14 protein-coding genes are annotated in these 21,788 nt (G+C 70.5%); 10 read left to right on the top strand and 4 right to left on the bottom strand.

Features of this window, described 5'->3' with window-relative positions:
* Positions 1-366: 366 nt before the first annotated feature.
* From NBY69_RS00565 to NBY69_RS00555, 3 genes are all read left to right on the top strand, one after another.
* The gene (locus NBY69_RS00565; RefSeq protein WP_250297553.1) at positions 367-582 is read left to right on the top strand and encodes a hypothetical protein; all 216 of its coding nucleotides are present in this window, start codon (positions 367-369) and stop codon (positions 580-582) included.
* Positions 583-842: 260 nt separating this feature from the next.
* Positions 843-4,724 (top strand): AAA family ATPase, encoded by a 3,882-nt coding sequence (locus tag NBY69_RS00560; RefSeq protein ID WP_250297552.1) that lies wholly within the window; start codon positions 843-845, stop codon positions 4,722-4,724.
* A gap of 125 nt (positions 4,725-4,849) precedes the next feature.
* Positions 4,850-6,265 (top strand): sugar porter family MFS transporter, encoded by a 1,416-nt coding sequence (locus tag NBY69_RS00555; RefSeq protein WP_250297551.1) that lies wholly within the window; start codon positions 4,850-4,852, stop codon positions 6,263-6,265.
* A gap of 28 nt (positions 6,266-6,293) precedes the next feature.
* Here the strand turns inward: NBY69_RS00555 and NBY69_RS00550 are convergent, their stop codons facing one another.
* Positions 6,294-7,274 carry an LLM class flavin-dependent oxidoreductase gene (locus tag NBY69_RS00550; protein ID WP_250297550.1) on the bottom strand — a complete coding sequence of 327 codons (981 nt, stop codon included), beginning with the start codon at positions 7,272-7,274 and terminating at the stop codon, positions 6,294-6,296.
* Positions 7,275-7,335: 61 nt separating this feature from the next.
* Positions 7,336-8,796 (bottom strand): cytosine permease, encoded by a 1,461-nt coding sequence (locus tag NBY69_RS00545; RefSeq protein WP_250297549.1) that lies wholly within the window; start codon positions 8,794-8,796, stop codon positions 7,336-7,338.
* Positions 8,797-8,975: 179 nt separating this feature from the next.
* On the opposite strand from NBY69_RS00545, the gene ftsY reads away from it, so the two are divergent.
* Positions 8,976-10,196 (top strand): signal recognition particle-docking protein FtsY, encoded by a 1,221-nt coding sequence (gene ftsY, locus NBY69_RS00540; RefSeq protein WP_250297548.1) that lies wholly within the window; start codon positions 8,976-8,978, stop codon positions 10,194-10,196.
* An 83-nt stretch (positions 10,197-10,279) separates the two neighbouring features.
* Here ftsY and NBY69_RS00535 read toward each other — a convergent pair whose 3' ends face one another.
* A complete protein-coding gene (locus NBY69_RS00535; protein ID WP_250297547.1) occupies positions 10,280-10,936 on the bottom strand; it encodes a bifunctional DNA primase/polymerase in 657 nt (218 codons plus the stop codon).
* 428 nt (positions 10,937-11,364) lie between these two features.
* On the opposite strand from NBY69_RS00535, the gene NBY69_RS00530 reads away from it, so the two are divergent.
* The 5 genes from NBY69_RS00530 to ffh all read left to right on the top strand — a co-directional run bounded on the left by NBY69_RS00530 (position 11,365) and on the right by ffh (position 19,015).
* Complete coding sequence (locus tag NBY69_RS00530) at positions 11,365-12,840, top strand: hypothetical protein (RefSeq protein ID WP_250297546.1); 1,476 nt, start codon at positions 11,365-11,367, stop codon at positions 12,838-12,840.
* A 310-nt stretch (positions 12,841-13,150) separates the two neighbouring features.
* Positions 13,151-14,515, top strand: a complete 1,365-nt coding sequence (locus NBY69_RS00525; protein WP_250297545.1) for an ammonium transporter — start codon at positions 13,151-13,153, stop codon at positions 14,513-14,515.
* Positions 14,512-14,850: a P-II family nitrogen regulator gene (locus NBY69_RS00520; protein ID WP_250297544.1), complete on the top strand. Its 339-nt coding sequence runs from the start codon at positions 14,512-14,514 to the stop codon at positions 14,848-14,850. The genes NBY69_RS00525 and NBY69_RS00520 overlap by 4 nt, the downstream gene beginning before the upstream one ends.
* A gap of 25 nt (positions 14,851-14,875) precedes the next feature.
* Positions 14,876-17,347, top strand: coding sequence for a [protein-PII] uridylyltransferase (locus NBY69_RS00515; RefSeq protein WP_250297543.1), 2,472 nt, complete (start codon positions 14,876-14,878; stop codon positions 17,345-17,347).
* A 126-nt stretch (positions 17,348-17,473) separates the two neighbouring features.
* The gene (gene ffh, locus NBY69_RS00510) at positions 17,474-19,015 is read left to right on the top strand and encodes a signal recognition particle protein (RefSeq protein ID WP_250297542.1); all 1,542 of its coding nucleotides are present in this window, start codon (positions 17,474-17,476) and stop codon (positions 19,013-19,015) included.
* A 96-nt stretch (positions 19,016-19,111) separates the two neighbouring features.
* On the opposite strand, the gene NBY69_RS00505 is transcribed toward ffh, so the two are convergent.
* On the bottom strand, positions 19,112-19,975 hold the full coding sequence (locus tag NBY69_RS00505) for a methyltransferase domain-containing protein (protein WP_250297541.1): 864 nt from the start codon (positions 19,973-19,975) through the stop codon (positions 19,112-19,114).
* Positions 19,976-20,208: 233 nt separating this feature from the next.
* Between NBY69_RS00505 and proS the strand changes: the two genes are divergently transcribed.
* Complete coding sequence (gene proS / locus NBY69_RS00500) at positions 20,209-21,636, top strand: proline--tRNA ligase (protein WP_250297539.1); 1,428 nt, start codon at positions 20,209-20,211, stop codon at positions 21,634-21,636.
* The last annotated feature ends 152 nt before the right edge of the window (positions 21,637-21,788 follow it).

Genomic DNA, 21,788 nt, shown 5'->3' with positions numbered 1-21,788 from the left:
CGGGGCGCGCCGGACGGACCATCTGCCCCTGGCATATACGTAAGGCAGAAAATGCCTGGTGGTTGCCAAGAAGCGCACTCCGTGCCAGGCTGCGGCGGTAGCGATGATCTCCACGCCCTCAGGGCCCCGCAGGAGAGCCGCACCGCAGGTCGCCCTGCCGTGCGCCCCCGGGTCTGCCCTTCGATACGGGCTGTGATCGTGTTGACCGTCAAACTTTTTGGTGAGACCCTGGAAGCCCCGCGCACCTCAGCTGCTTGGCAGTAGGAAAACGCAGAGACTCTAGAGGCTGCCGAGTACCGCGGGTGCGATTCCCCCTATGACCCGCCACTTCTCCGGTCGGTCACTCAGTGTGGAGGACCATCCATCATGGCAAAGGCGCTTCTCGGTTACGTCGGCGGTTCCGACCCGCGACTTCTCTCCGAGATGCGACGGCTTCAGCAGCGCGTCCAGGACCTCGAATCCGAGCTCGTACGGATTCAGTCCGAGAACGACGCGCTGGCCGCCGCTGTTCAGCACCACGGAGACTCGTTGCTCGACGGTATCGACATCGACGTACCCCACGCGGAGCCTGCGCTCACCTGACCGAAGCCTCACAAAGGAAGCCCCATAAGGGACGGTCGGGCTGATCCGTCAGCCGCTTGAGATCCAATGCGCAAGGATATGCAAGGGACGCTTCGGCGTCCCTTCTTTCTGCTCACTCTCCCCCGCTTGCCGATGACCGCATCACGCAGACGCGGACTTCCCCCGCTGTACATCGCTTCGTCGCGCGTACGTCCTTTACCGTCTGATGTGCCCTGCACCTTCGTGGGTGAAACCGACAGTGAAAGGTAGAGTCCGACGGCGTGCACCTCAAGGCCATGACCCTGCGCGGGTTCAAATCCTTTGCCTCGGCCACCACACTGCGGTTCGAGCCGGGCATCACCTGCGTCGTGGGGCCCAATGGATCAGGTAAATCCAATGTGGTCGACGCGCTTTCCTGGGTCATGGGCGAGCAGGGGGCGAAGTCGCTGCGCGGCGGCAAGATGGAAGACGTGATCTTCGCCGGGACGACCGGCCGGCCGCCGCTGGGACGCGCCGAGGTCTCGCTCACCATCGACAACTCGGACGGCGCGCTGCCCATCGAGTACGCCGAAGTCACGCTCACCCGGATCATGTTCCGCAACGGTGGCAGCGAATACCAGATCAACGGCGACACCTGCCGGCTGCTCGACATCCAGGAATTGCTCTCGGATTCCGGTATCGGCCGTGAGATGCACGTCATCGTCGGGCAGGGCCAGCTCGACTCCGTCCTGCACGCCGACCCGATGGGGCGGAGAGCCTTTGTCGAAGAGGCGGCGGGCGTGCTCAAGCACCGCAAGCGGAAAGAGAAGGCGCTGCGGAAGCTGGACGCGATGCAGGCCAACCTCGCGCGTGTCCAGGACCTGACCGATGAACTGCGGCGCCAGCTCAAGCCGTTGGGGAGGCAGGCCGCGGTCGCCCGGCGCGCCGCCGTCATCCAGGCCGATCTGCGCGACGCCAGACTGCGGCTGCTCGCCGACGACCTGGTGACGATGCGGGAGGCCCTGCGCACCGAGATCGCCGACGAGGCCGCGCTGAAACAGCGCAGGGAGACGGCCGAGGCGGCGCTGAAGGCCGCGCTGTCCCGCGAGGCAGGCCTGGAGGACGAGGTGCGGCGGCTGGCGCCACGGCTCCAGCAGGCCCAGCAGACCTGGTACGAACTGTCGCAGCTGGCCGAACGGGTGCGTGGCACCGTCTCGCTCGCGGACGCGCGCGTGAAGAGCGCGTCCGCCGCCCCGGACGAGGAGCGGCGGGGGCGCGACCCCGAGGAGATGGAGCGCGAGGCCGCCAGGATCCGGGAGCAGGAGGCCGAACTGGAGGCCGCGCTCGAATCGGCGGAGCGCGCGCTGGAGGACACCGCCGCCCACCGGGCCGATCTGGAGCGGGACCTGGCGGCCGAGGAGCGCAGGCTCAAGGACGCGGCGCGGGCCATCGCCGACCGGCGCGAGGGTCTCGCCCGGCTGCACGGGCAGGTCAACGCGGCCCGCAGCAGGGCGGGTTCGGCCCAGGCCGAGATCGACCGGCTCGCCGAGGCACGGGACGGGGCGCAGGAACGGGCCGTCGCCGCGCAGCAGGAGTACGAGCAGCTCAAGGCCGAGGTGGACGGCCTCGATGTCGACGACCGGGAGCTGGCCGACCGGCACAGCGCGGCGAAGACCGCCCTCGTGGAAGCCGAGGCCGGGCTCACCGCCGCCCGGGAGGCGGCGACGGCCGCCGAGCGCAAGCGCGCCGCGGTGGCGGCCAGACACGAGGCGCTGGCGCTGGGGCTGCGTCGCAAGGACGGTACGGGCGTCCTGCTGGGAGCCGAGGACCGGCCCGAGGGTTTGCTGGGTCCGGCCGCCGAACTGCTGACGGTGACGGCCGGGTACGAGGTCCCGGTGGCGGCGGCACTGGGCGTCGCCGCCGACGCGCTCGCTGTGCGCGACCCGGCCACGGCCGCGGACGCGATCCGGCTGCTGCGGAAACGGGACGCGGGGCGGGCGACGCTGCTGCCCGGTACGGCCGCGGCGCCGCAGGAGAACCGGGTGAACGGGCTTCCCGGCCAGGCCGCAGGGGAGAGCGGAGCACCCGCGGCCGACGCCGTGATCCCGTCCCCGTCCCCGTCCTCGTCCCTGTCCTCTTCCCCGGACACCATCCCCGGACAGCACACCGCATCGGACGGCCCGGCGCCGGTGGCACTTCCCGGGCAGGCCGGCGGGGACACATCTGGCGCCGTGGCGCGCGTGGCGGGGACCGACGGCGCAGGCAGGGGCCGCACGGAGCCACCGTCCGACGGGCTGTCCGGCGAACCGTCCGCAGGGACGTCCGCCGAACTGTCGGGCGAACCGGCGCAGCACCCCCGCAGCACCGTCCCGCTCGTCGCGCCCCTCGCCGTGGATCTCGTCGACGGGCCCGCCGGGCTACTGCCCGCCGTACACAGGCTGCTGCGGGACATCGTGGTCGTAGGGACGCTGGAGGACGCCGAGGATCTGATCGCCGCCCGTCCCGGACTGACCGCGGTCACCGCCGAGGGAGATGTCCTCGGGGCGCACTTCGCGCACGGCGGGTCCGCGGGCGCGCCCAGTCTGCTCGAAGTCCAGGCGTCCGTCGACGAGGCCGCCGCCGAACTGGCCGATCTGGCCGTGCGGTGCGAGGAACTGGCGGCGGCCCAGCACACCGCGGGCGAGCGTCGTACGGAGTGTGCGGCCCTCGTCGAGGAACTGGTGGAGCTGCGGCGCGCCGCCGACCGGGAGAAGTCCGGTGTCGCCCAGCAGCTCGGGCGGCTGGCCGGGCAGGCGCGCGGTGCGGCGGGCGAGGCCGAGCGGTCGGCGGCGGCTGCTGCCAAGGCGCAGGACGCGCTGGAGCGTGCGACCGGTGAGGCCGAGGAACTGGCCGAGCGGCTGCTGGTGGCCGAGGAAGCGAGCCCCGTCGGGGACGAGGAGCCGGACACCTCCGTACGGGACCGGCTGGCCGCCGACGGCGCCAACGCCCGGCAGACCGAGATGGAGGCGCGGCTCCAGGCCCGTACGCACGAGGAGCGCGTGAAGGGGCTCGCGGGGCGGGCCGAGTCACTCGACCGGGGAGCGCGCGCCGAGCGGGAAGCGCGGGCGCGGGCCGAGCAGCGCCGGGCCCGGCTGCGTCAGGAGGCCGAGGTGGCGTCGGCCGTCGCGGACGGCGCCCGGCAGTTGCTCGCCCATGTCGAGGTGTCCCTCGTACGGGCCGAGCAGGAGCGGGCCGTGGCCGAGGCCGCGAAGGCCGGGCGCGAGCAGGAACTGGTGGCCGAGCGGAACCGCGGCCGGGACCTCAAGGGCGAGCTGGACAAACTCACCGACTCGGTCCACCGCGGCGAAGTGCTGGGCGCCGAGAAGCGGCTGCGGATCGAGCAGTTGGAGGAGAAGGCCCTGGAGGAGCTGGGTGTGGAACCGGCCGGTCTGGTGGCGGACTACGGGCCGGGCCAGCCGGTACCGCCGTCCCCGGCCGCGGAGGGCGAGGAGTTGCCCGACGACCCGGACCACCCGCGGAACCAGCCCGTGCCGTTCGTCAGGGCCGACCAGGAGAAGCGGCTCCGGTCGGCCGAACGGGCGTATCAGCAACTCGGGAAGGTGAATCCGCTCGCCCTGGAGGAATTCTCGGCCCTGGAGGAGCGGCACAAGTTCCTCTCCGAGCAGCTGGAGGACCTGAAGAAGACCAGGGCCGACCTGTTGCTGGTCGTGAAGGAGGTCGACGAGCGGGTCGAACAGGTCTTCACCGAGGCGTACCGCGACACCGCCCGCGAGTTCGAAGGGGTCTTCGCACGTCTCTTCCCCGGCGGCGACGGGCGGCTGGTCCTGACCGACCCCGACAACATGCTGACCACCGGCATCGACGTCGAGGCCAGGCCCCCGGGCAAAAAGGTCAAGCGCCTCTCGCTGCTGTCCGGCGGGGAGCGTTCGCTGACCGCCGTGGCCCTGCTGGTGTCGATCTTCAAGGCCAGGCCGAGCCCTTTCTACGTGATGGACGAGGTCGAGGCCGCGCTGGACGACACCAATCTGCAGCGGCTGATCAGGATCATGGAGGAACTCCAGGAGAGTTCCCAGCTGATCGTGATCACTCATCAGAAGCGGACGATGGAAGTGGCCGACGCGCTCTACGGCGTTTCCATGCAGGGCGACGGGGTGTCCAAGGTCATCAGCCAGCGCCTGCGCTGAGAGGACAGCGTCCGGCGGGCTCTCCACCTGCCGGTCCGCCGAGTGGTGACCTCCCGGAAGCTGTGACCAACTGGAGGGGCTCGTACCCCCATGCCCGTCCTAGCGGACGTGCCCGAGGAGTTCATGTGACCAGCACGGCGACACCGCAGCCCGGGGGCAGTCCGGCTGCCACGGAGCACCTCGCGCACGTCATCTTCATCACCGCGGCTGCCGCCATGGGCGGGTTCCTCTTCGGTTACGACAGCTCTGTGATCAACGGTGCGGTCGAGGCCATCCAGAGCCGCTACGACATCGGGTCCGCCACCCTGGCCCAGGTCATCGCCATCGCGCTGATCGGCTGTGCGATCGGCGCCGCCACCGCGGGCCGCATCGCCGACCGCATCGGACGGATCCGGTGCATGCAGATCGCGTCGGTGCTGTTCACCATCAGCGCCATCGGCTCCGCGTTGCCCTTCGCTCTCTGGGACCTGGCCATGTGGCGGATCATCGGCGGCTTCGGTATCGGGATGGCCTCGGTGATCGGTCCCGCCTACATCGCCGAGGTCTCACCGCCCGCCTACCGCGGCCGGCTCGGGTCCTTCCAGCAGGCGGCGATCGTCATCGGTATCGCCGTCTCGCAGCTCGTCAACTACGGCATCCTGCAGGCGGCCAACGGCAACCAGCGCGGACAGCTGCTGGGCGTCGAGGCCTGGCAGGTGATGCTCGGCGTCATGGTCATCCCGGCCGTCATCTACGGTCTGCTCTCCTTCGCGATCCCCGAGTCCCCGCGCTATCTGATCTCGGCGGGCAAGGAGGCGCGGGCCAAGCAGGTGCTGGCCGACGTCGAGGGCACGGACATCGATCTGGACGCCCGCGTGGCCGAGATCGAGCACGCCATGCGGCGCGAGCACAAGTCGACCTTCAAGGACCTGCTCGGCGGCGGCTTCTACTTCAAGCGGATCGTCTGGATCGGTATCGGCCTCTCCGCCTTCCAGCAACTCGTCGGCATCAACGTGGCCTTCTACTACTCGTCGAGGCTGTGGCAGTCGGTCGGCATCGACCCGACGACCTCGTTCTTCTACTCGTTCACGACGTCGATCATCAACATCATCGGCACCGTCGTCGCGATGATCTTCGTCGACAGGATCGGCCGCAGGCCGCTCGTGCTGATCGGTTCCGTGGGCATGGTCATCGGACTCGCGCTGGAGGCCTGGGCCTTCTCGTACCACCTGGTCCACGGCAAGCTGCCGACCGCCCAGGGCTGGGTCGCCCTGATCGCGGCCCACTGGTTCGTCTTCTTCTTCGCGATGTCCTGGGGTGTGGTCGTCTGGGTGCTGCTCGGCGAGATGTTCCCCAACAAGATCCGGGCCGCCGCCCTGGGTGTGGCCGCGTCCGCCCAGTGGATCGCCAACTGGGCGATCACGGCCAGCTTCCCGAGCCTGTCCGACTGGAATCTCTCCGCGACGTACGTCATCTATACGTTCTTCGCGGCGCTCTCGATCCCGTTCGTGCTCCTGTTCGTGAAGGAGACCAAGGGTAGGACGCTGGAGTCCATGGGCTGACCGCAGCGCCCCCACTCCGCCACCCTGCTCAGCTCTTCAGCCGGGGCAGTACCTGTTCGGCGAACAGCTGGAGGCTGCGCCGGCCCTCGTCCACCGGCATTCCTCCGCACAGCGGATGCAGGACCAGGCTGTCGGCGCCGGACTCGGCCAGCGCCACGCACGCGTCGGGTGTGACGACCCGGTAGATCCCTTCGGCGCGCAGTTCCGCCACGGTGTCCGCCGACGAACGCACTGCGGACCGGATGTCCTTGGACTGCCAGGAGGAGTACGTCCGCGCCTCGTGCAGGAAGTGCTCGCCGTACTCGGCCCAGACCCGGTCCGGGTCCTCGGCCACGTGCAGCAGCGGGACCTCCGCCGCGGGCATCATGCAGAACCCGTCGGTGCCGTGCTCGGCGCGCTGTTCGTGGTAGTACGCCTCCAGCTCGGGCAGATGCGCGCTCGGGAAGAGCGGCAGCCCCAGCCGGGCCGCCCGGCGGGCCGCCGCCCGGGACGAGCCGCCGACGAGCAGCAGCGGATGGGGCTGTGTGTACGGACGCGGAGTAACCCGGACGGTGCGCCCCCGGTACTCGAACGGTTCGCCGGTCCAGGCGTTCAACAGGGTTTCCAGCAGCTCGTCCTGGAGTTTCCCGCGCCTGCCCCACTCGGCGCCCAGCTGCGCGTACTCCTCCTGCCGGTACCCGATGCCCGCGACCGTCACCAGGCGGCCCGCACTGATCAGATCCAGTACCGCGATGTCCTCCGCGAGCCGCAGCGGGTCGTACAGCGGGCCGATGATCGCCGAGACGGTGACCGCGATCCGGCGGGTGGCGCCGAAGACGGAGCCCGCGAAGACGAAGGGGGAGGGCAGCCAGTTGTTGGCGACGCCGTGGTGTTCCTCGGTCTGGACGGTGTCGATGCCGTGGCCGTCCGCGTACACGGCCATCTCCAGGGCGGCCCGGTAGCGGGTCGAGAGGGACTCGGGAGTCGCCCGGGGATCGACGAGATTGAACCTGACGACTGTGAAGGCCATGACGGGAAGTCCCCCTTCGCCGGGTGGGAGCTGGCGAAGGGGGACGGTAGCTGACGTAGCGTCAGATGGGTAGGGTCGCGGGCTCACGGTCCGCGTCCGGCCCGCTGACGTCCGCCTTCGGCTTCGGGAGTACGGCGTAGAGCGCGGCCGAGACCAGGATGGTGACCACCCAGCCGAGGCCGTTGCGGCCGAGCCAGCTGTCCGCGAACGGTCCGCTGAACCACGCGGAGTCCGCGGTGCCCGCCCGGGTGAACAGCATCCCGGTGATCAGCGCGGCGAGCCAGGCGCCGACGGCGGCGGGGCTGAACCCGCCCCGGTACCAGTAGGCGCTGGTCCGGGTGGTGTCCATCAGGGCCACCGCGTCGTACCTGCGTCCGCGCAGCATGTCCGCGCCGAACACCCCTATCCAGGCGGAGAAGGCCACGGCGAGCAGGGAGAGGAAAGCGATGAAGGAGCCCAGGAAACTGGTGGCCGCCAGCATCAGCACCAGCCCGAGCACCACGCTGATCACGGCGTTCACGGAGACCGCCCAGGCGCGGGGGACCTTGATGCCCAGCGTCAGCGCGGTGAAACCGGCCGAGTACATCGACATCGCGTTGATCAGGACCATGCCGACCAGGGCGATCAGCAGATACGGCACCGCGATCCACATCGGCAGGACCTTGCCCAGGAAGGAGACCGGGTCGGCAGCGCCCGCGAGGTCCGGGGTGGAGACCGCCATCACGGCGCCCATCAGCACCATCGGCAGGACGACGATGCCCGCGCCGCCGATCGACGCGCCGATCATGCCCGCGCCGGAGGAACGCCGCGGCAGGTACCGCGCGAAGTCCGGGCCCGACGGGACCCAGCTGAGACCGCCCGCGGCGATCAGGCCGATACCCGCGACCAGCGACGCGGTGGTACCGGCGGGCTTGGCGAACACGGCCGACCAGTCGGTGTCGGCGATCAGATAGACCAGCACCAGGGCGGAGAAGGCCCCGAAGAGATACGTGGACCACTTGTTGCACACGTGCAGGGCGTTGATGCCGAGGCCCGAGATCAGGAACGTGGCGGCGACGAACAGCACCAGGGTCACGACGATCAGCGGGGTGTTGCTGTGGATGCCGAAGCAGATGTCCAGCACGGTCAGCAGCGCGTACGCACCGGTCACCGCATTGATCGTTTCCCAGCCCCAGCGGGCGATCCAGATCAGCGAACCGGGCAGCAGATTGCCGCGCTGTCCGAAGACCGCACGCGACAGCGCCATGCCGGGAGCGCCGCCGCGCTTTCCCGCGATGCTGATGAAGCCGACCAGCCCGTAACTGATCACCGGGGCCGCGAAGGCGACGATCAGCGCCTGCCAGAAGTTCAGTTTGTCGGCGACCACCAGACTCGCGCCCATGGCGAGCAGCAGCACGCTGATATTGGCGGCGACCCAGGTCGGAATGAGATCGCGGACACGGCCTTTGCGTTCGCTGTCCGGGACCGGTTCGAGACCGCGGGTTTCCACCGCGCCTTCGGTAACGTCGGAGGCGTGGGGCATGGGGGGCTCCGTGCAGGCGTGAGGGGGAATGGGGGAGGTGACGCGCGTAGAAGGCGACATCATCGTAGGGGCGCCGCGAATTTTTCACATAGAGGATTTAGTCCCTTGTGTGATCCTGCGAAGGCTCGTGCGGCCGGGCTGTGAATGATCGCTGACCGGTGACTGATACTGGGTGGGTTATGGAAATCGTCATCCTTGCTGTAGTCATCGCCCTGGTCGCTGTCGGCGCGATCAGCGGGCTCGTGGTCAGCAGCCGCAAGAAGAAGAAGCAGCTGCCCACGGCACCGCCGAGTGCGCCGACCATCACAGCGCCCGCCGAACCGCAGGTCGGCGAGGAAGCTGCCCCACCGCGCGACGAGTCGCGCCGCACCATCGAAGAGGTGGAGCTCCCGACGGCCGACGAGGCCGCAGGGACGCCCGTCGCCGTCGAGGACCCGGTCGTCGCGGAGCCACTGGCTCCGCAGATCGAGATCCCGGAGCCCACCGAGGGCCGTCTCGTACGGCTGCGCGCCCGGCTCGCCCGCTCGCAGAACTCGCTCGGCAAGGGACTCCTCACCCTGCTCTCCCGGGACAACCTCGACGAGGAGACCTGGGAGGAGATCGAGGACACCCTGCTCACCGCGGATGTCGGTGTCGCGCCGACCCAGGAACTGGTCGAGCGGCTGCGCGAGCGGGTCAAGGTCCTCGGCACCCGTACACCGCAGGAGCTGCGCACCCTGCTGCGTGAGGAACTGCTGAACCTGCTCGGTACGGACTTCGACCGCGCGGTCAGGACCGAGAGCGGTCTGGACACCCCGGGTGTCGTGATGGTCGTCGGCGTCAACGGCACCGGCAAGACCACCACCACCGGCAAGCTCGCGCGCGTGCTGGTGGCCGACGGCCGCAGCGTGGTGCTCGGCGCGGCCGACACCTTCCGGGCCGCCGCCGCGGATCAGCTCCAGACCTGGGGTGACCGGGTCGGGGCGCGTACCGTGCGCGGTCCCGAGGGTGGCGACCCCGCGTCCATCGCCTTCGACGCGGTGAAGGAAGGCATCAAGGAAGGTGCGGACGTCGTCCTCATCGACACCGCGGGACGGCTGCACACCAAGACCGGGCTGATGGACGAGCTCGGCAAGGTCAAGCGCGTCGTGGAGAAGCACGGCCCGCTGGACGAGGTGCTGCTCGTACTGGACGCGACGACCGGGCAGAACGGCCTGGTGCAGGCGCGGGTGTTCGCGGAGGTCGTGGCGATCACCGGCATCGTGCTGACCAAGCTGGACGGCACCGCCAAGGGCGGCATCGTGATCGCGGTCCAGCGGGAACTCGGCGTACCGGTGAAGCTGGTCGGTCTCGGTGAAGGACCGGACGACCTGGCGCCGTTCGAGCCGGAGGCGTTCGTGGACGCCCTGGTCGGAGACTGACATCCGTCGCACGAAGGCCCCGTCGCACGGTGCGGCGGGGCCTTTTCCGTACCCCTTCGCCAAGCCGGGCCGTGCCGGGCTGATCAGGCGGACAGCTGGCGGTGGCAGATGTACGCCAGGGTGCCGAGCAGCAGCCGGGCCTGCGGCGGGCCACCGGCCGTCTCCAGCGACGGCGGGCGCAGCCAGCGGGCCGGGCCGAGCCCCGCGTGGTGCGACGGCGGGGCGGTGATGTGGTCCCCGGGGCCCAGACAGTGCAGATCGAGGTCCGCGTCGTCCCAGCCCATGCGGTAGAGCAGTTCGGGGAGTGCGCGGGCGGCCCCGGGAGCGACGAAGAACTGGGCGCGTCCGTCCGGTGTGGCACTGACCGGGCCCAGGGGGAGCCCCATCCGTTCCATCCGGACCAGGGCCGTGCGCCCGGCGGGTTCGGCGACGTCGATGATGTCGAAGCGGCGGCCGACCGGCAGAAGGACCGCAGCGCCCGGCGTCTCGGACCAGACTCTGGTGGCCTCGTCGAGTGTGGCCCCGGCCGGAACCTCCGGGGTGAATCCGAGCGGGTGGGCGCCCGGCGAGGCGCACAGCGGGTCCCCGCAGGAACAACTCCCGGACACGGCGCGAGCGCCCGGGACCACGTCCCAGCCCCACAGTCCGGTGAACTCGGCCACGGCCGTGCCCTCCGGTGTGCGGCTGCGACGCCGTGTGCCGGAGCGGATGTCCCGGATGCCGCCGATGGTGAAGCCCATGCCCCCTCCAACAGGTCGAACTCGTCGGTGGTTACGACCTGGAGTCTCTCCGTCACTCTACGTCGCAAACACCCTGGTCCCGGCGGTGTGGAGTGACGAGGGTGGTGGTGCGGAACGGCTCGCGCGCCCCGGCGCACACCGCTCCGCCCGCCTCTGATCGTCAGGTATCCAGTCAATCGCGCCCGGAGGCGGGCGGGTTCATTCGTGGGGGTGGCGAATGGTGGCGTTTCCGGGATCGACCTCGCCGGGTCAGTGATCGTGGGATTACGTTCAGTGCACGAACCCTCGGATCCAGTGCCCGCTCGGGTATGCCGGGGGCAAGTCGGTTCTCTGTTCGACAGGGCGCAAGCGCCGGACAGTGGACCTCAACTCACGGCATTCTGATATGGGTTGGCGTAATGAGGCTTCAGCGGGATGGGGGCGTTCCAGTGGGCGGCAGTGGCGACGGCAGTACGAGTGCCGGCAAGCGCCCGAACGAGCAACTGGGTTCGTGGTTCGTGCGCAGCGGCTGGTCGAAGGGGGAGCTGGCCCGCCAGGTGAACCGCCGGGCGCGGCAGATGGGCGCCCATCACATCAGCACCGACACCTCGCGGGTGCGGCGCTGGCTCGACGGCGAGCAGCCGCGCGAGCCGATTCCGCGCATCCTCTCGGAACTCTTCTCCGAACGGTTCGGCAGCGTGGTCGCCATCGAGGACCTGGGGCTGCGCGCGGCGCACCAGTCACCCTCGGTGTCCGGTGTCGACATGCCGTGGGCGGGCCCGCAGACCGTCTCCCTGCTCAGCGAGTTCTCGCGCAGCGACCTGATGCTCGCGCGGCGCGGATTCCTCGGTACCTCACTGGCGCTGGCCGCCGGTCCGACGCTCATCGAACCGATGCAGCGCTGGCTGGTACCCACACCCGGGGGCGAGCCCGTCGCCGAGGAGCCGGCGGGTCACTCGCGGCGCCCGTCCAAGCTTTCCGAGCCCGAGCTCGAACTCCTGGAGTCCACCACGGCGATGTTCCGCCAGTGGGACGCGCAGTGCGGCGGCGGACTGCGCCGCAAGGCGGTGGTCGGCCAGCTCCACGAGGTCACCGACCTGCTCCAGGAGCCGCAGCCCGTGGCCACCTCGAAGCGCCTGTTCCGCTGCGCGGCCGAACTGGCCGAGCTGGCCGGGTGGATGAGTTACGACGTGGGGCTCCAGCCCACTGCGCAGAAGTACTTCGTCCTCGCCCTGCACGCCGCCAAGGAGGCCGGGGACAAGCCGCTCGGCTCGTACATCCTGTCCTCCATGAGCCGCCAGATGATCCATCTGGGCCGCCCCGAGGACGCGTTGGAACTGGTCCATCTCGCGCAGTACGGCAGCCGTGAATGCGCCACCCCCCGCACCCAGGCGATGCTGTATGCGATGGAGGCCCGCGCATACGCGAACATGGGGCAGCCCAGCAAGTGCAAACGGGCCGTGCGGATGGCCGAGGACACCTTCTCGGACGCGGGCCTGGACGGCGAGCCGGAGCCGGACTGGATCCGCTTCTTCTCCGAGGCCGAGCTGAACGGCGAGAACGGCCACTCGTTCCGCGATCTCGCCTATGTGGCGGGCCGCAGCCCCACCTACGCCTCGCTCGCCGAACCCGTCCTGGACAACGCGGTCGCGCTCTTCGGCAAGGACAACGAGCACCAGCGCTCCTACGCCCTGAACCTCGTCGGCATGGCCACGGTCCAGCTGCTGAGGCGGGAGCCCGAGCAGTCCACCCGCTTCGCCGGGGAGGCCCTGGAGATCGCGGGGCGGATCCGTTCCGAGCGGGTGAACACCAGGCTCCGCAAGACCGTCGCCACGGCGGTGCGGGACTTCGGGGACGTGCCCGCGGTCATCGCCCTCACCGACCGTCTCGCCGAACAACTGCCGGAGACCGCGGAAGCGGTCTGAGCAGCACCCGAACCCCGGCCACGACAGCTCACCCCGTGATGCCCGACTCGGCTCCCCCGCGCCAGGTCACCAGGGTGGTTGTCGTGGCCGGTCCACGCTGTGCGCAGGGTATCGGCGGACACCCGGGCCGACCCCGCGCTTCATCCGGGCGTAACACGCCCGTCCTCTTCGTCACTGCGGCGAAACATCGAGTGGCATCGTCGGAAACCGCGCTGCGTCAGTCTCGTGGCGCATAACCGGCTCGCACCTTCCCGCGGCTTCCCCGCAGCCCCGCCCGCCCGCGGGCCGCACCGACGACGAGGAGACGCCGATGCCCTCAGGCATCATGACCCTTGCTGCAGATGCCCCGAAACTGTCATCTGCCAACACCGGGTTCATGCTCATCTGCTCCGCCCTGGTGATGATCATGACACCGGGTCTCGCCTTCTTCTACGGAGGCATGGTCCGGGTCAAATCCACCCTGAACATGCTGATGATGAGCTTCATCAGCCTCGGCATCGTCACGATCCTCTGGGTGCTGTACGGGTTCAGCATCGCCTTCGGCACCGGCAACGGATTCCTCGGCTGGTCCAAGGACTACCTCGGGCTCAGCGGCATCGGACTCACCGAGCTGTGGCCCGGCTACACCATCCCGGTGTACGTCTTCGCCGTCTTCCAGCTGATGTTCGCGATCATCACACCCGCGCTGATCAGCGGTGCACTGGCCGACCGGGTGAAGTTCACCGCCTGGGCGCTGTTCATCACGCTGTGGGTCACCCTCGTCTACTTCCCCGTAGCGCACTGGGTCTGGGCCTCCGACGGCTGGCTCTTCAAGAAGGGGGTCATCGACTTCGCCGGCGGCACAGCGGTCCACATCAACGCCGGAGCGGCGGCACTCGGCGTGATCCTGGTGATCGGCAGGCGGGTCGGCTTCAAGCGGGACCCGATGCGCCCGCACAGCCTGCCGCTGGTGATGCTCGGCGCCGCCCTCCTGTGGTTCGGCTGGTTCGGCTTCAACGCCGGATCCTGGCTGGGCAACGACGACGGCGTCGGCGCGGTGATGTTCGTCAACACGCAGGTCGCCACCGCCGCGGCGATGCTGGCCTGGCTCGCGTACGAGAAGATCCGGCACGGCTCCTTCACCACCCTCGGCGCGGCCTCCGGCGCCGTCTCCGGCCTGGTCGCCATCACCCCGTCCGGCGGCGCGGTCAGCCCGCTCGGCGCCATCGCGATCGGTGTCGTCGCGGGTGTGGTGTGCGCCATGGCCGTCGGCCTCAAGTACCGCTTCGGCTTCGACGACTCGCTCGACGTCGTCGGCGTCCACATGGTCGGCGGGATCCTCGGCTCGCTGCTCATCGGCTTCTTCGCCACCGGCGGGGTGCAGTCCGACGTGGCGGGCGTCTTCTACGGCGGCGGCTTCCACCAGCTCGGCATCCAGGCCATCGGGGTGTTCTCGGTCCTCGGGTACTCCCTGGTCGCCTCCGCGGTCCTGGCCTTCCTGATCGACAAGGCGATGGGGATGCGGGTCACCGAGGACGTCGAGGTCGCGGGCATCGACCAGGATGAGCACGCCGAGACCGCGTACGACTACAGCGGCGCGGGCGGCGGCTCCCGTACGGCCGTACCCACGGCGGACACCGGGACCAGGGACAAGAAGGCCGTGGCAGGGACCAGGAACAAGAAGGTGGACGTATGAAGCTCATCACCGCAGTCGTGAAGCCGCACCGCCTCGACGAGATCAAGGAGGCCCTGCAGGCCTTCGGCGTCCAGGGGCTCACGGTCACCGAGGCCAGCGGATACGGACGCCAGCGCGGCCACACCGAGGTCTACCGCGGCGCCGAGTACACCGTGGACCTGGTTCCGAAGATCCGTATCGAGGTCCTCGTCGAGGACGCGGACGCCGAACAGCTCCTCGATGTCGTGGTGAAAGCCGCCCGGACCGGCAAGATCGGGGACGGCAAGGTATGGAGCATTCCGGTCGAAACGGCGATCCGTGTCAGGACCGGCGAACGCGGTCCGGACGCACTCTGAACGATCGAGAGACGGGAGCTGCCGGGTGACTCGTACGGATGGGACGACCGGTCAGGCGGACGAACAGGGACCCGGCGGCTACGCGGCGGCCCGGCTGCGCCTCCTCCAGGAGAAGGCGCGGTCCGGGCCGCCGCGCCGTTCCGCGCTCGCCCGGCTGACGGACGACTGGGCGGGCGCGCTCTTCACCGCCGCGGCCACCTCGGCCGGGGTGCGCGGCGCGGCCCTGGTCGCCGTCGGCGGGTACGGACGCGGTGAGCTGTCGCCGCGCAGCGATCTGGACCTGCTGCTCCTGCACGACGGAAAGGCGGACACGGCCGCCGTCGCCGCCCTCGCGGACCGGGTCTGGTATCCGGTGTGGGACCTGGGGCTCGCGCTGGACCATTCCGTACGCACCCCGGGCGAGGCGCGGAAGGCCGCGGGCGACGACCTCAAGGTCCAGCTCGGGCTGCTCGACGCCCGCCACGTCGCGGGGGATCTCGGGCTGACCACCGCGCTGCGGACGACCGTGCTCGCCGACTGGCGCAACCAGGCGCCCAAGCGGCTGCCCGGACTGTACGAGCTGTGCCAGGAGCGGGCCGAGCGCCACGGCGAGCTCCAGTTCCTCCTCGAACCCGACCTCAAGGAGGCCAGGGGAGGGCTGCGGGACGCGACGGCGTTGCGGGCCGTCGCCGCTTCCTGGCTGGCCGACGCCCCCCGCGAGGGGCTCGACGGAGCCCGCAGGCACCTCCTCGACGCGCGAGACGCGCTGCATCTGGTGACCGGCCGGGCCACCGACCGGCTCGCCCTCCAGGAACAGCAGCAGGTCGCGGCGGAGCTGGAACTGCTGGACGCCGATGTGCTGCTGCGTGAGGTGTACGAGGCGGCACGCACCGTTTCGTACGCGAGCGACGTCACCTGGCGCGAGGTCAACCGCGTCCTGCGCGCCCGCTCCGCGCGCCCCCGGCTGCGGGCCCTCCTCGGCGTGGGCGGCAGGCCCGCGGCCGAGCGGACCCCGCTGGCGGAGGGGGTCGTCGAGCTGGAGGGCGAGGTGGTGCTGGCCCGCACGGCCAGGCCCGAGCGTGACCCCGTACTGCCCCTGCGGGCCGCCGCCGCGGCGGCCCAGGCCGGACTGCCGGTCTCGCTGCACGCCGTGCGGCGCCTGGCCCACGACGCACGCCCGCTGCCCGTGCCCTGGCCGGCCGAGGCGCGCGAACAACTGGTCACCCTGCTCGGCGCGGGCGAGTCCATGGTGCCGGTCTGGGACGCGCTGGAGGCCGAGGGCCTGATCACCGCGCTGCTGCCGGACTGGGAGCGGGTGCGGTGCAGGCCGCAGCGCAACCCCGTACACACCTGGACGGTGGACCGGCACCTCGTCGAGGCCGCGGTCCGGGCGTCGTCACTCACCCGCCGGGTGGGCCGCCCCGACCTGCTGCTCGTCGCCGCGCTGCTGCACGACATCGGCAAGGGCTGGCCCGGTGACCACTCGGTCGCCGGTGAGGTCATCGCGCGGGACGTGGCGGGCCGGATCGGCTTCGACCGTACGGACGCCGAGGTGCTCGCCACGCTCGTACGGCACCATCTGCTGCTCGTCGAGACCGCGACCAGACGCGATCTGGAGGACCCTGCGACGGTGCGTTCGGTGGCCGAAGCGGTGAAGTCCGCCCCCACTCTGGAGCTGCTGCATGCGCTGACCGAGGCAGACGCCCTGGCGACGGGGCCCGCGGCCTGGTCGTCCTGGCGGGCATCGCTGGTGGCCGGTCTGGTCAAGAAGGTGGCCGCGGTCCTGGCGGGCGAGACCCCCGACGAACCCGAGCCCGCCGCTCCGGGAGCGGAACAGGAACGGCTCGCGGTCGAGGCGGTGCGCACCGGCGGTCCGGTCCTGGCCCTGCACGCCCGCACGGAGACCCGGCCCGGCGACGGCGCGGTCACCGGCGCCCCCGAACCGGTCGGCGTGGAACTCCTCATCGCCCTTCCCGACCAGCCGGGCGTCCTGCCGGCCGTCGCGGGGGTCCTGGCACTGCACCGCCTGACCGTACGCGCGGCCGACCTGCGCGCCGTCGAACTGCCCGAACCGGTCGGGCGGACGGCCGTCCTGCTGCTGAGCTGGCGGGTGGCCGCGGAGTACGGATCGCTGCCGCAGGCGGCGCGGTTGCGCGCGGATCTCGTACGGGCGCTGGACGGCTCGCTCGACATCCGGGCCAGGCTGGTGGAACGGGAGGCGGCGTACCCGCGCCGCCGGGGCACGCAGGCCCCGCCGCCGACGGTGAAGGTCGCACCGGCGGGATCGCGGCTGGCCACGGTGATCGAGGTCCGCGCGCAGGACGCCCCGGGGCTGCTGCACCGGATCGGGCGGGCGCTGGAGGCGGCGGAGGTGCGGGTACGGAGCGCGCACGTCTCGACGCTGGGCGCCAATGCGGTGGACGCGTTCTACGTGACGTGCGAGAAGGGCGAGCCGCTGTCGGGGGAGCGGGCGGCCGGGCTGGTCCAGGAGATGGAGAGCGCGCTGCGCGAGAGGTGAGGACGGAGCGGTGGGGGCGGGCCGGAACAGGCCCTAACCGGGACAGGGGCAGACCCCACCCACGGCGTCCGGATACCCTGGGGGAAACCGTCCCCCCGCCCCCTGACCCGAGGATCCGCGACCGCCGTGTTCGATACCCTCTCCGACCGCCTTGCAGCGACATTCAAGAACCTCCGTGGCAAAGGGCGCCTCAGCGAGGCGGACATCGACGCCACCGCACGCGAGATCCGCATCGCGCTGCTGGAAGCGGACGTCGCCCTGCCCGTCGTCCGCGCCTTCATCAAGCAGATCAAGGAGCGCGCGGCCGGTGCCGAGGTCTCCCAGGCGCTGAACCCGGCCCAGCAGGTCATCAAGATCGTCAACGAGGAGCTCATCGGCATCCTCGGTGGCGAGACCCGCCGTCTCCGCTTCGCCAAGCAGCCGCCGACCGTGATCATGCTCGCGGGCCTGCAGGGCGCGGGCAAGACCACCCTGGCCGGAAAGCTCGGCCTCTGGCTGAAGGGCCAGGGCCACGCCCCGCTGCTCGTGGCGTGCGACCTCCAGCGCCCCAACGCCGTCAACCAGCTGAGCGTCGTCGCCGACCGCGCGGGTGTCGCGGTCTACGCGCCCGAGCCGGGCAACGGCGTCGGTGACCCGGTCAAGGTCGCCCAGGACTCGATCGAGTACGCGAAGACCAAGCAGTACGACGTCGTCGTCGTCGACACCGCGGGCCGCCTCGGCATCGACCAGGAGCTGATGCAGCAGGCCGCGGACATCCGCGACGCCGTCAGCCCCGACGAGGTCCTGTTCGTCGTCGACGCGATGATCGGCCAGGACGCGGTCAACACCGCGGAGGCCTTCCGCGACGGCGTCGGCTTCGACGGCGTCGTGCTGTCGAAGCTCGACGGCGACGCCCGCGGTGGTGCGGCTCTGTCGATCGCCCACGTCACCGGCCGCCAGATCATGTTCGCCTCCAACGGCGAGAAGCTGGACGAGTTCGACACCTTCCACCCGGACCGCATGGCGTCCCGGATCCTCGGCATGGGCGACATGCTCAGCCTGATCGAGAAGGCCGAGCAGACCTTCAGCCAGGCCGAGGCCGAGCAGATGGCCTCCAAGCTGGCGAGCAGCAAGGGCAAGGACTTCACGCTCGACGACTTCCTGGCCCAGATGGAGCAGGTCAGGAAGATGGGCAGCATTTCCAAGCTGCTCGGCATGCTGCCCGGTATGGCGCAGATGAAGGACCAGATCAACAACATCGACGAGCGGGACGTGGACCGTACCGCCGCGATCATCAAGTCGATGACCCCGGCCGAGCGCCAGGACCCGACGATCATCAACGGCTCGCGCCGGGCCCGCGTCGCCAAGGGCTCCGGTGTCGAGGTCAGCGCGGTGAAGAGCCTGGTGGAGCGGTTCTTCGAGGCGCGCAAGATGATGTCGCGGATGGCTCAGGGCGGCGGGATGCCCGGTATGCCGGGCATCCCCGGAATGGGCGGCGGTCCCGGCCGGCAGAAGAAGCAGCAGAAGCAGGCCAAGGGGAAGCGCAAGAGCGGCAACCCGATGAAGCGCAAGGCCGAGGAGCAGGCGGCGGCCGAGCGCCGTGAGCAGGGCGGCGTGCCGGGGCTGCCGGCCGGTCAGGAAGCGAAGAACTTCGAACTTCCCGACGAGTTCAAGAAGTTCATGGGCTGATCCCGCACCGGTACGCCCCGCTCCCGTGGAGCGGACTCGGCGGAGCGGCCCCCCGCTCGGTGAATTCCACCGAGCGGGGGGCCGCTCCGCTGTGTACTAGGCGGTGCGGGCGACCACGTAACGGAAGACGTTCGGCATCCACACCGTGCCGTCACGCCGCAGATGGGGGTGGAGCGCCTCGGCAACCTCCTTCTTCACCTGGGCCCGGTCCGCCGCCTGTATCGCCGCGTCGAACAGCCCGGTCGACAGCAGCCCCCGTACCGCGCTCTTCATGTCCGCGTACCCGAACGGGCACGCCACCCGGCCGGACCCGTCGAGCTGCAGCCCCGCCCGCGCCGCGACCTCTTCCAGATCGTCCCTGAGCGGGCGGCGCGCCTCGTCCGCCGGCCGGGCGGCGACCCGGAGCACGGCCGAGGTCGCACAGCGCTCCGGCGGCCCCCAGCCGGTCAGGACCACCGCGCTGCCGCGCTCCATGAGGGGCACGGCGTCCTCGACGGCCGGGACCAGCCCGTCGGAATCGCCCGCCGTGCAGCCGATCGGCTCGAAGGCGGTGAGCAGGTTGAAGGGCGGCCCCGCACAGGTGCCGGACCCCGCGTCGGACGCGTCGGCGGGGCCGCCGTGGACCAGGCGCGTTCGGCCCGCCCGGCCGCCCGCCGGGGCCATTTCGCCGTCCGCACCGGGCAGCAGTCGCTCACGGGCCAGCGCGATGCGTTCGGCGTGCGAGTCCACGCCGGTGACGCTCGCGCCCCGGGCGGCGGCGATCAGCAGGGCCAGGCCCGAACCGCAGCCGATGCCGAGCAGCCGGGTGGCGCTGCCCGCGTCCAGCCGCTTGTACACCGCTTCGTAGAGCGGTACGAGCATCCGCTCCTGGATCTCGGCCCAGTCGCGGGCACGCGTGATCGCCTCGGCAGAAGGAGCCGCAGCCGTCTGCCGGTGGTTCCGGACGAGCGTTGATGACATCGAATGCGCCCCAATTCGCCGAGAGATCAGTGGTGCTCCGACTGCAAATCTCCGTGCCGGTGTGCGCGTCCCCGTGAGACGGAGACTTCCCGTAAGCCAGAGAACTCCGCATCCGCACGCAAGTCCAGGGGTGGCGAGGCAATGCTGCGAACCCCGAATATGCGCCCTGGACGTGCGTCCCACGAGGAAAATCGAATCGCGGGCCCCGGGGTACTCGCCGTACCATTCGCGCCATGGCAAAGGCTCCCGTTCTCACGCCCCAGGCGGACGACTTTCCCCGCTGGTACCAGGACCTGATCAACAAGGCCGAACTCGCGGACAACGGACCGGTGCGCGGCACCATGGTCATCCGCCCGTACGGCTACGGGCTGTGGGAGCGGATGCAGCAGGACCTGGACGCCCGCATCAAGGACGCGGGCGCTCAGAACGCCTACTTCCCGCTCTTCATCCCCCAGTCTTACCTGACTCGCGAAGCTGAGCATGTCGAGGGATTCGCACCCGAGCTCGCGGTGGTGACACACGGTGGCGGCAAGGAGCTGGAAGAGCCCATCGTGGTGCGGCCCACCTCCGAGACGATCGTCAACGAATACTTCTCGAAATGGGTGCAGAGTTACCGGGATCTTCCGCTGCTCATCAATCAATGGGCCAATGTGGTCCGTTGGGAGCTGCGGCCGAGGGTCTTCCTGCGTACGACGGAATTCCTCTGGCAGGAGGGCCACACCGCTCACGCGACCCGCGAGGAGGCCCGTGACTACGCTGCGCACATCCACCGGAATGTCTACGCGGATTTCATGGTCAATGTGCTCGGCATCGATGTCGTACTGGGCCGCAAGACCGCCAGGGAGCGCTTCGCCGGAGCGATCAACACCCTGACCCTCGAAGGCATGATGCGGGACGGCAAGGCCCTTCAGCTGGGTACGAGCCATGAACTCGGGACGAACTTCGCCAAGGCCTTCCACACCGAGTACCTGTCGAAGGACGGCAAGCAGGAGCTGGTCTGGCAGACCTCCTGGGGCGCCACGACCCGGCTGATCGGCGGGCTGATCATGTCGCACGGCGACGACAACGGGCTCCGGGTGCCGCCGCGGCTGGCCGCCGTCCAGGTCGTGGTCGTCGCGATCAAGGGGGACGAGGCGGTGACGAAGGTCCGGGAGATCGGCGCGAAGCTGCGGGCGGCGGGCATCCGCGCCCAGGTGGACGACCGCACCGACACCCCCTTCGGCCGCCGGGCGGTCGACTGGGAACTCAAGGGCGTTCCGGTACGGATCGAGGTCGGCCCGCGCGATCTGGCGGAGGGCACCGCGGTCCTGGTCCGCCGGGTGGTGGACCCGCACAGCCCCGGCGGCAAGGAGTCCGTACGGATCGACGAACTGACCGAGCTGCTGCCCACGGTGCTCGAAGAGGCCCAGACGCAGCTGCTGCGGGAGTCCCGCGAGCGCCGGGCGTCCCGGACGAGCGAGGTCGCCACCGTCGGGGAGGCCGTCGAGGCCGCGACCGCCGGGGGCTGGGCGCGCATCCCGTGGGCCGAACTCGGCCCCGACGGCGAGGCGGAGCTCGCCGGGCACTCGGTGTCCGTACGGTGCCTGGTCGCCGAGGACGGGTCGGTGCCCGACTCGGACGATGCTCCCGGTACGGTCGCTCTGGTCGCGCGCGCCTACTGAGAGCGACCGGCCGGTGGCGGCAGCGCCCGACGAGGCCGGAACGGCCCTTGCGCGCAGGAGAGTGTGCTGTACCGGCGTGCGCCCCGGACCGCGCGCCGGGGCGCACGCAACCACGACGACTCCGCGCAGTCCTAAGTACCACCTTGGTGGGA

The organism is Streptomyces sp. A 4/2 (genome assembly GCF_940670765.1).
Lineage (GTDB): Bacteria > Actinomycetota > Actinomycetes > Streptomycetales > Streptomycetaceae > Streptomyces.
This window is presented reverse-complemented; position numbering and strand designations above follow the sequence as displayed.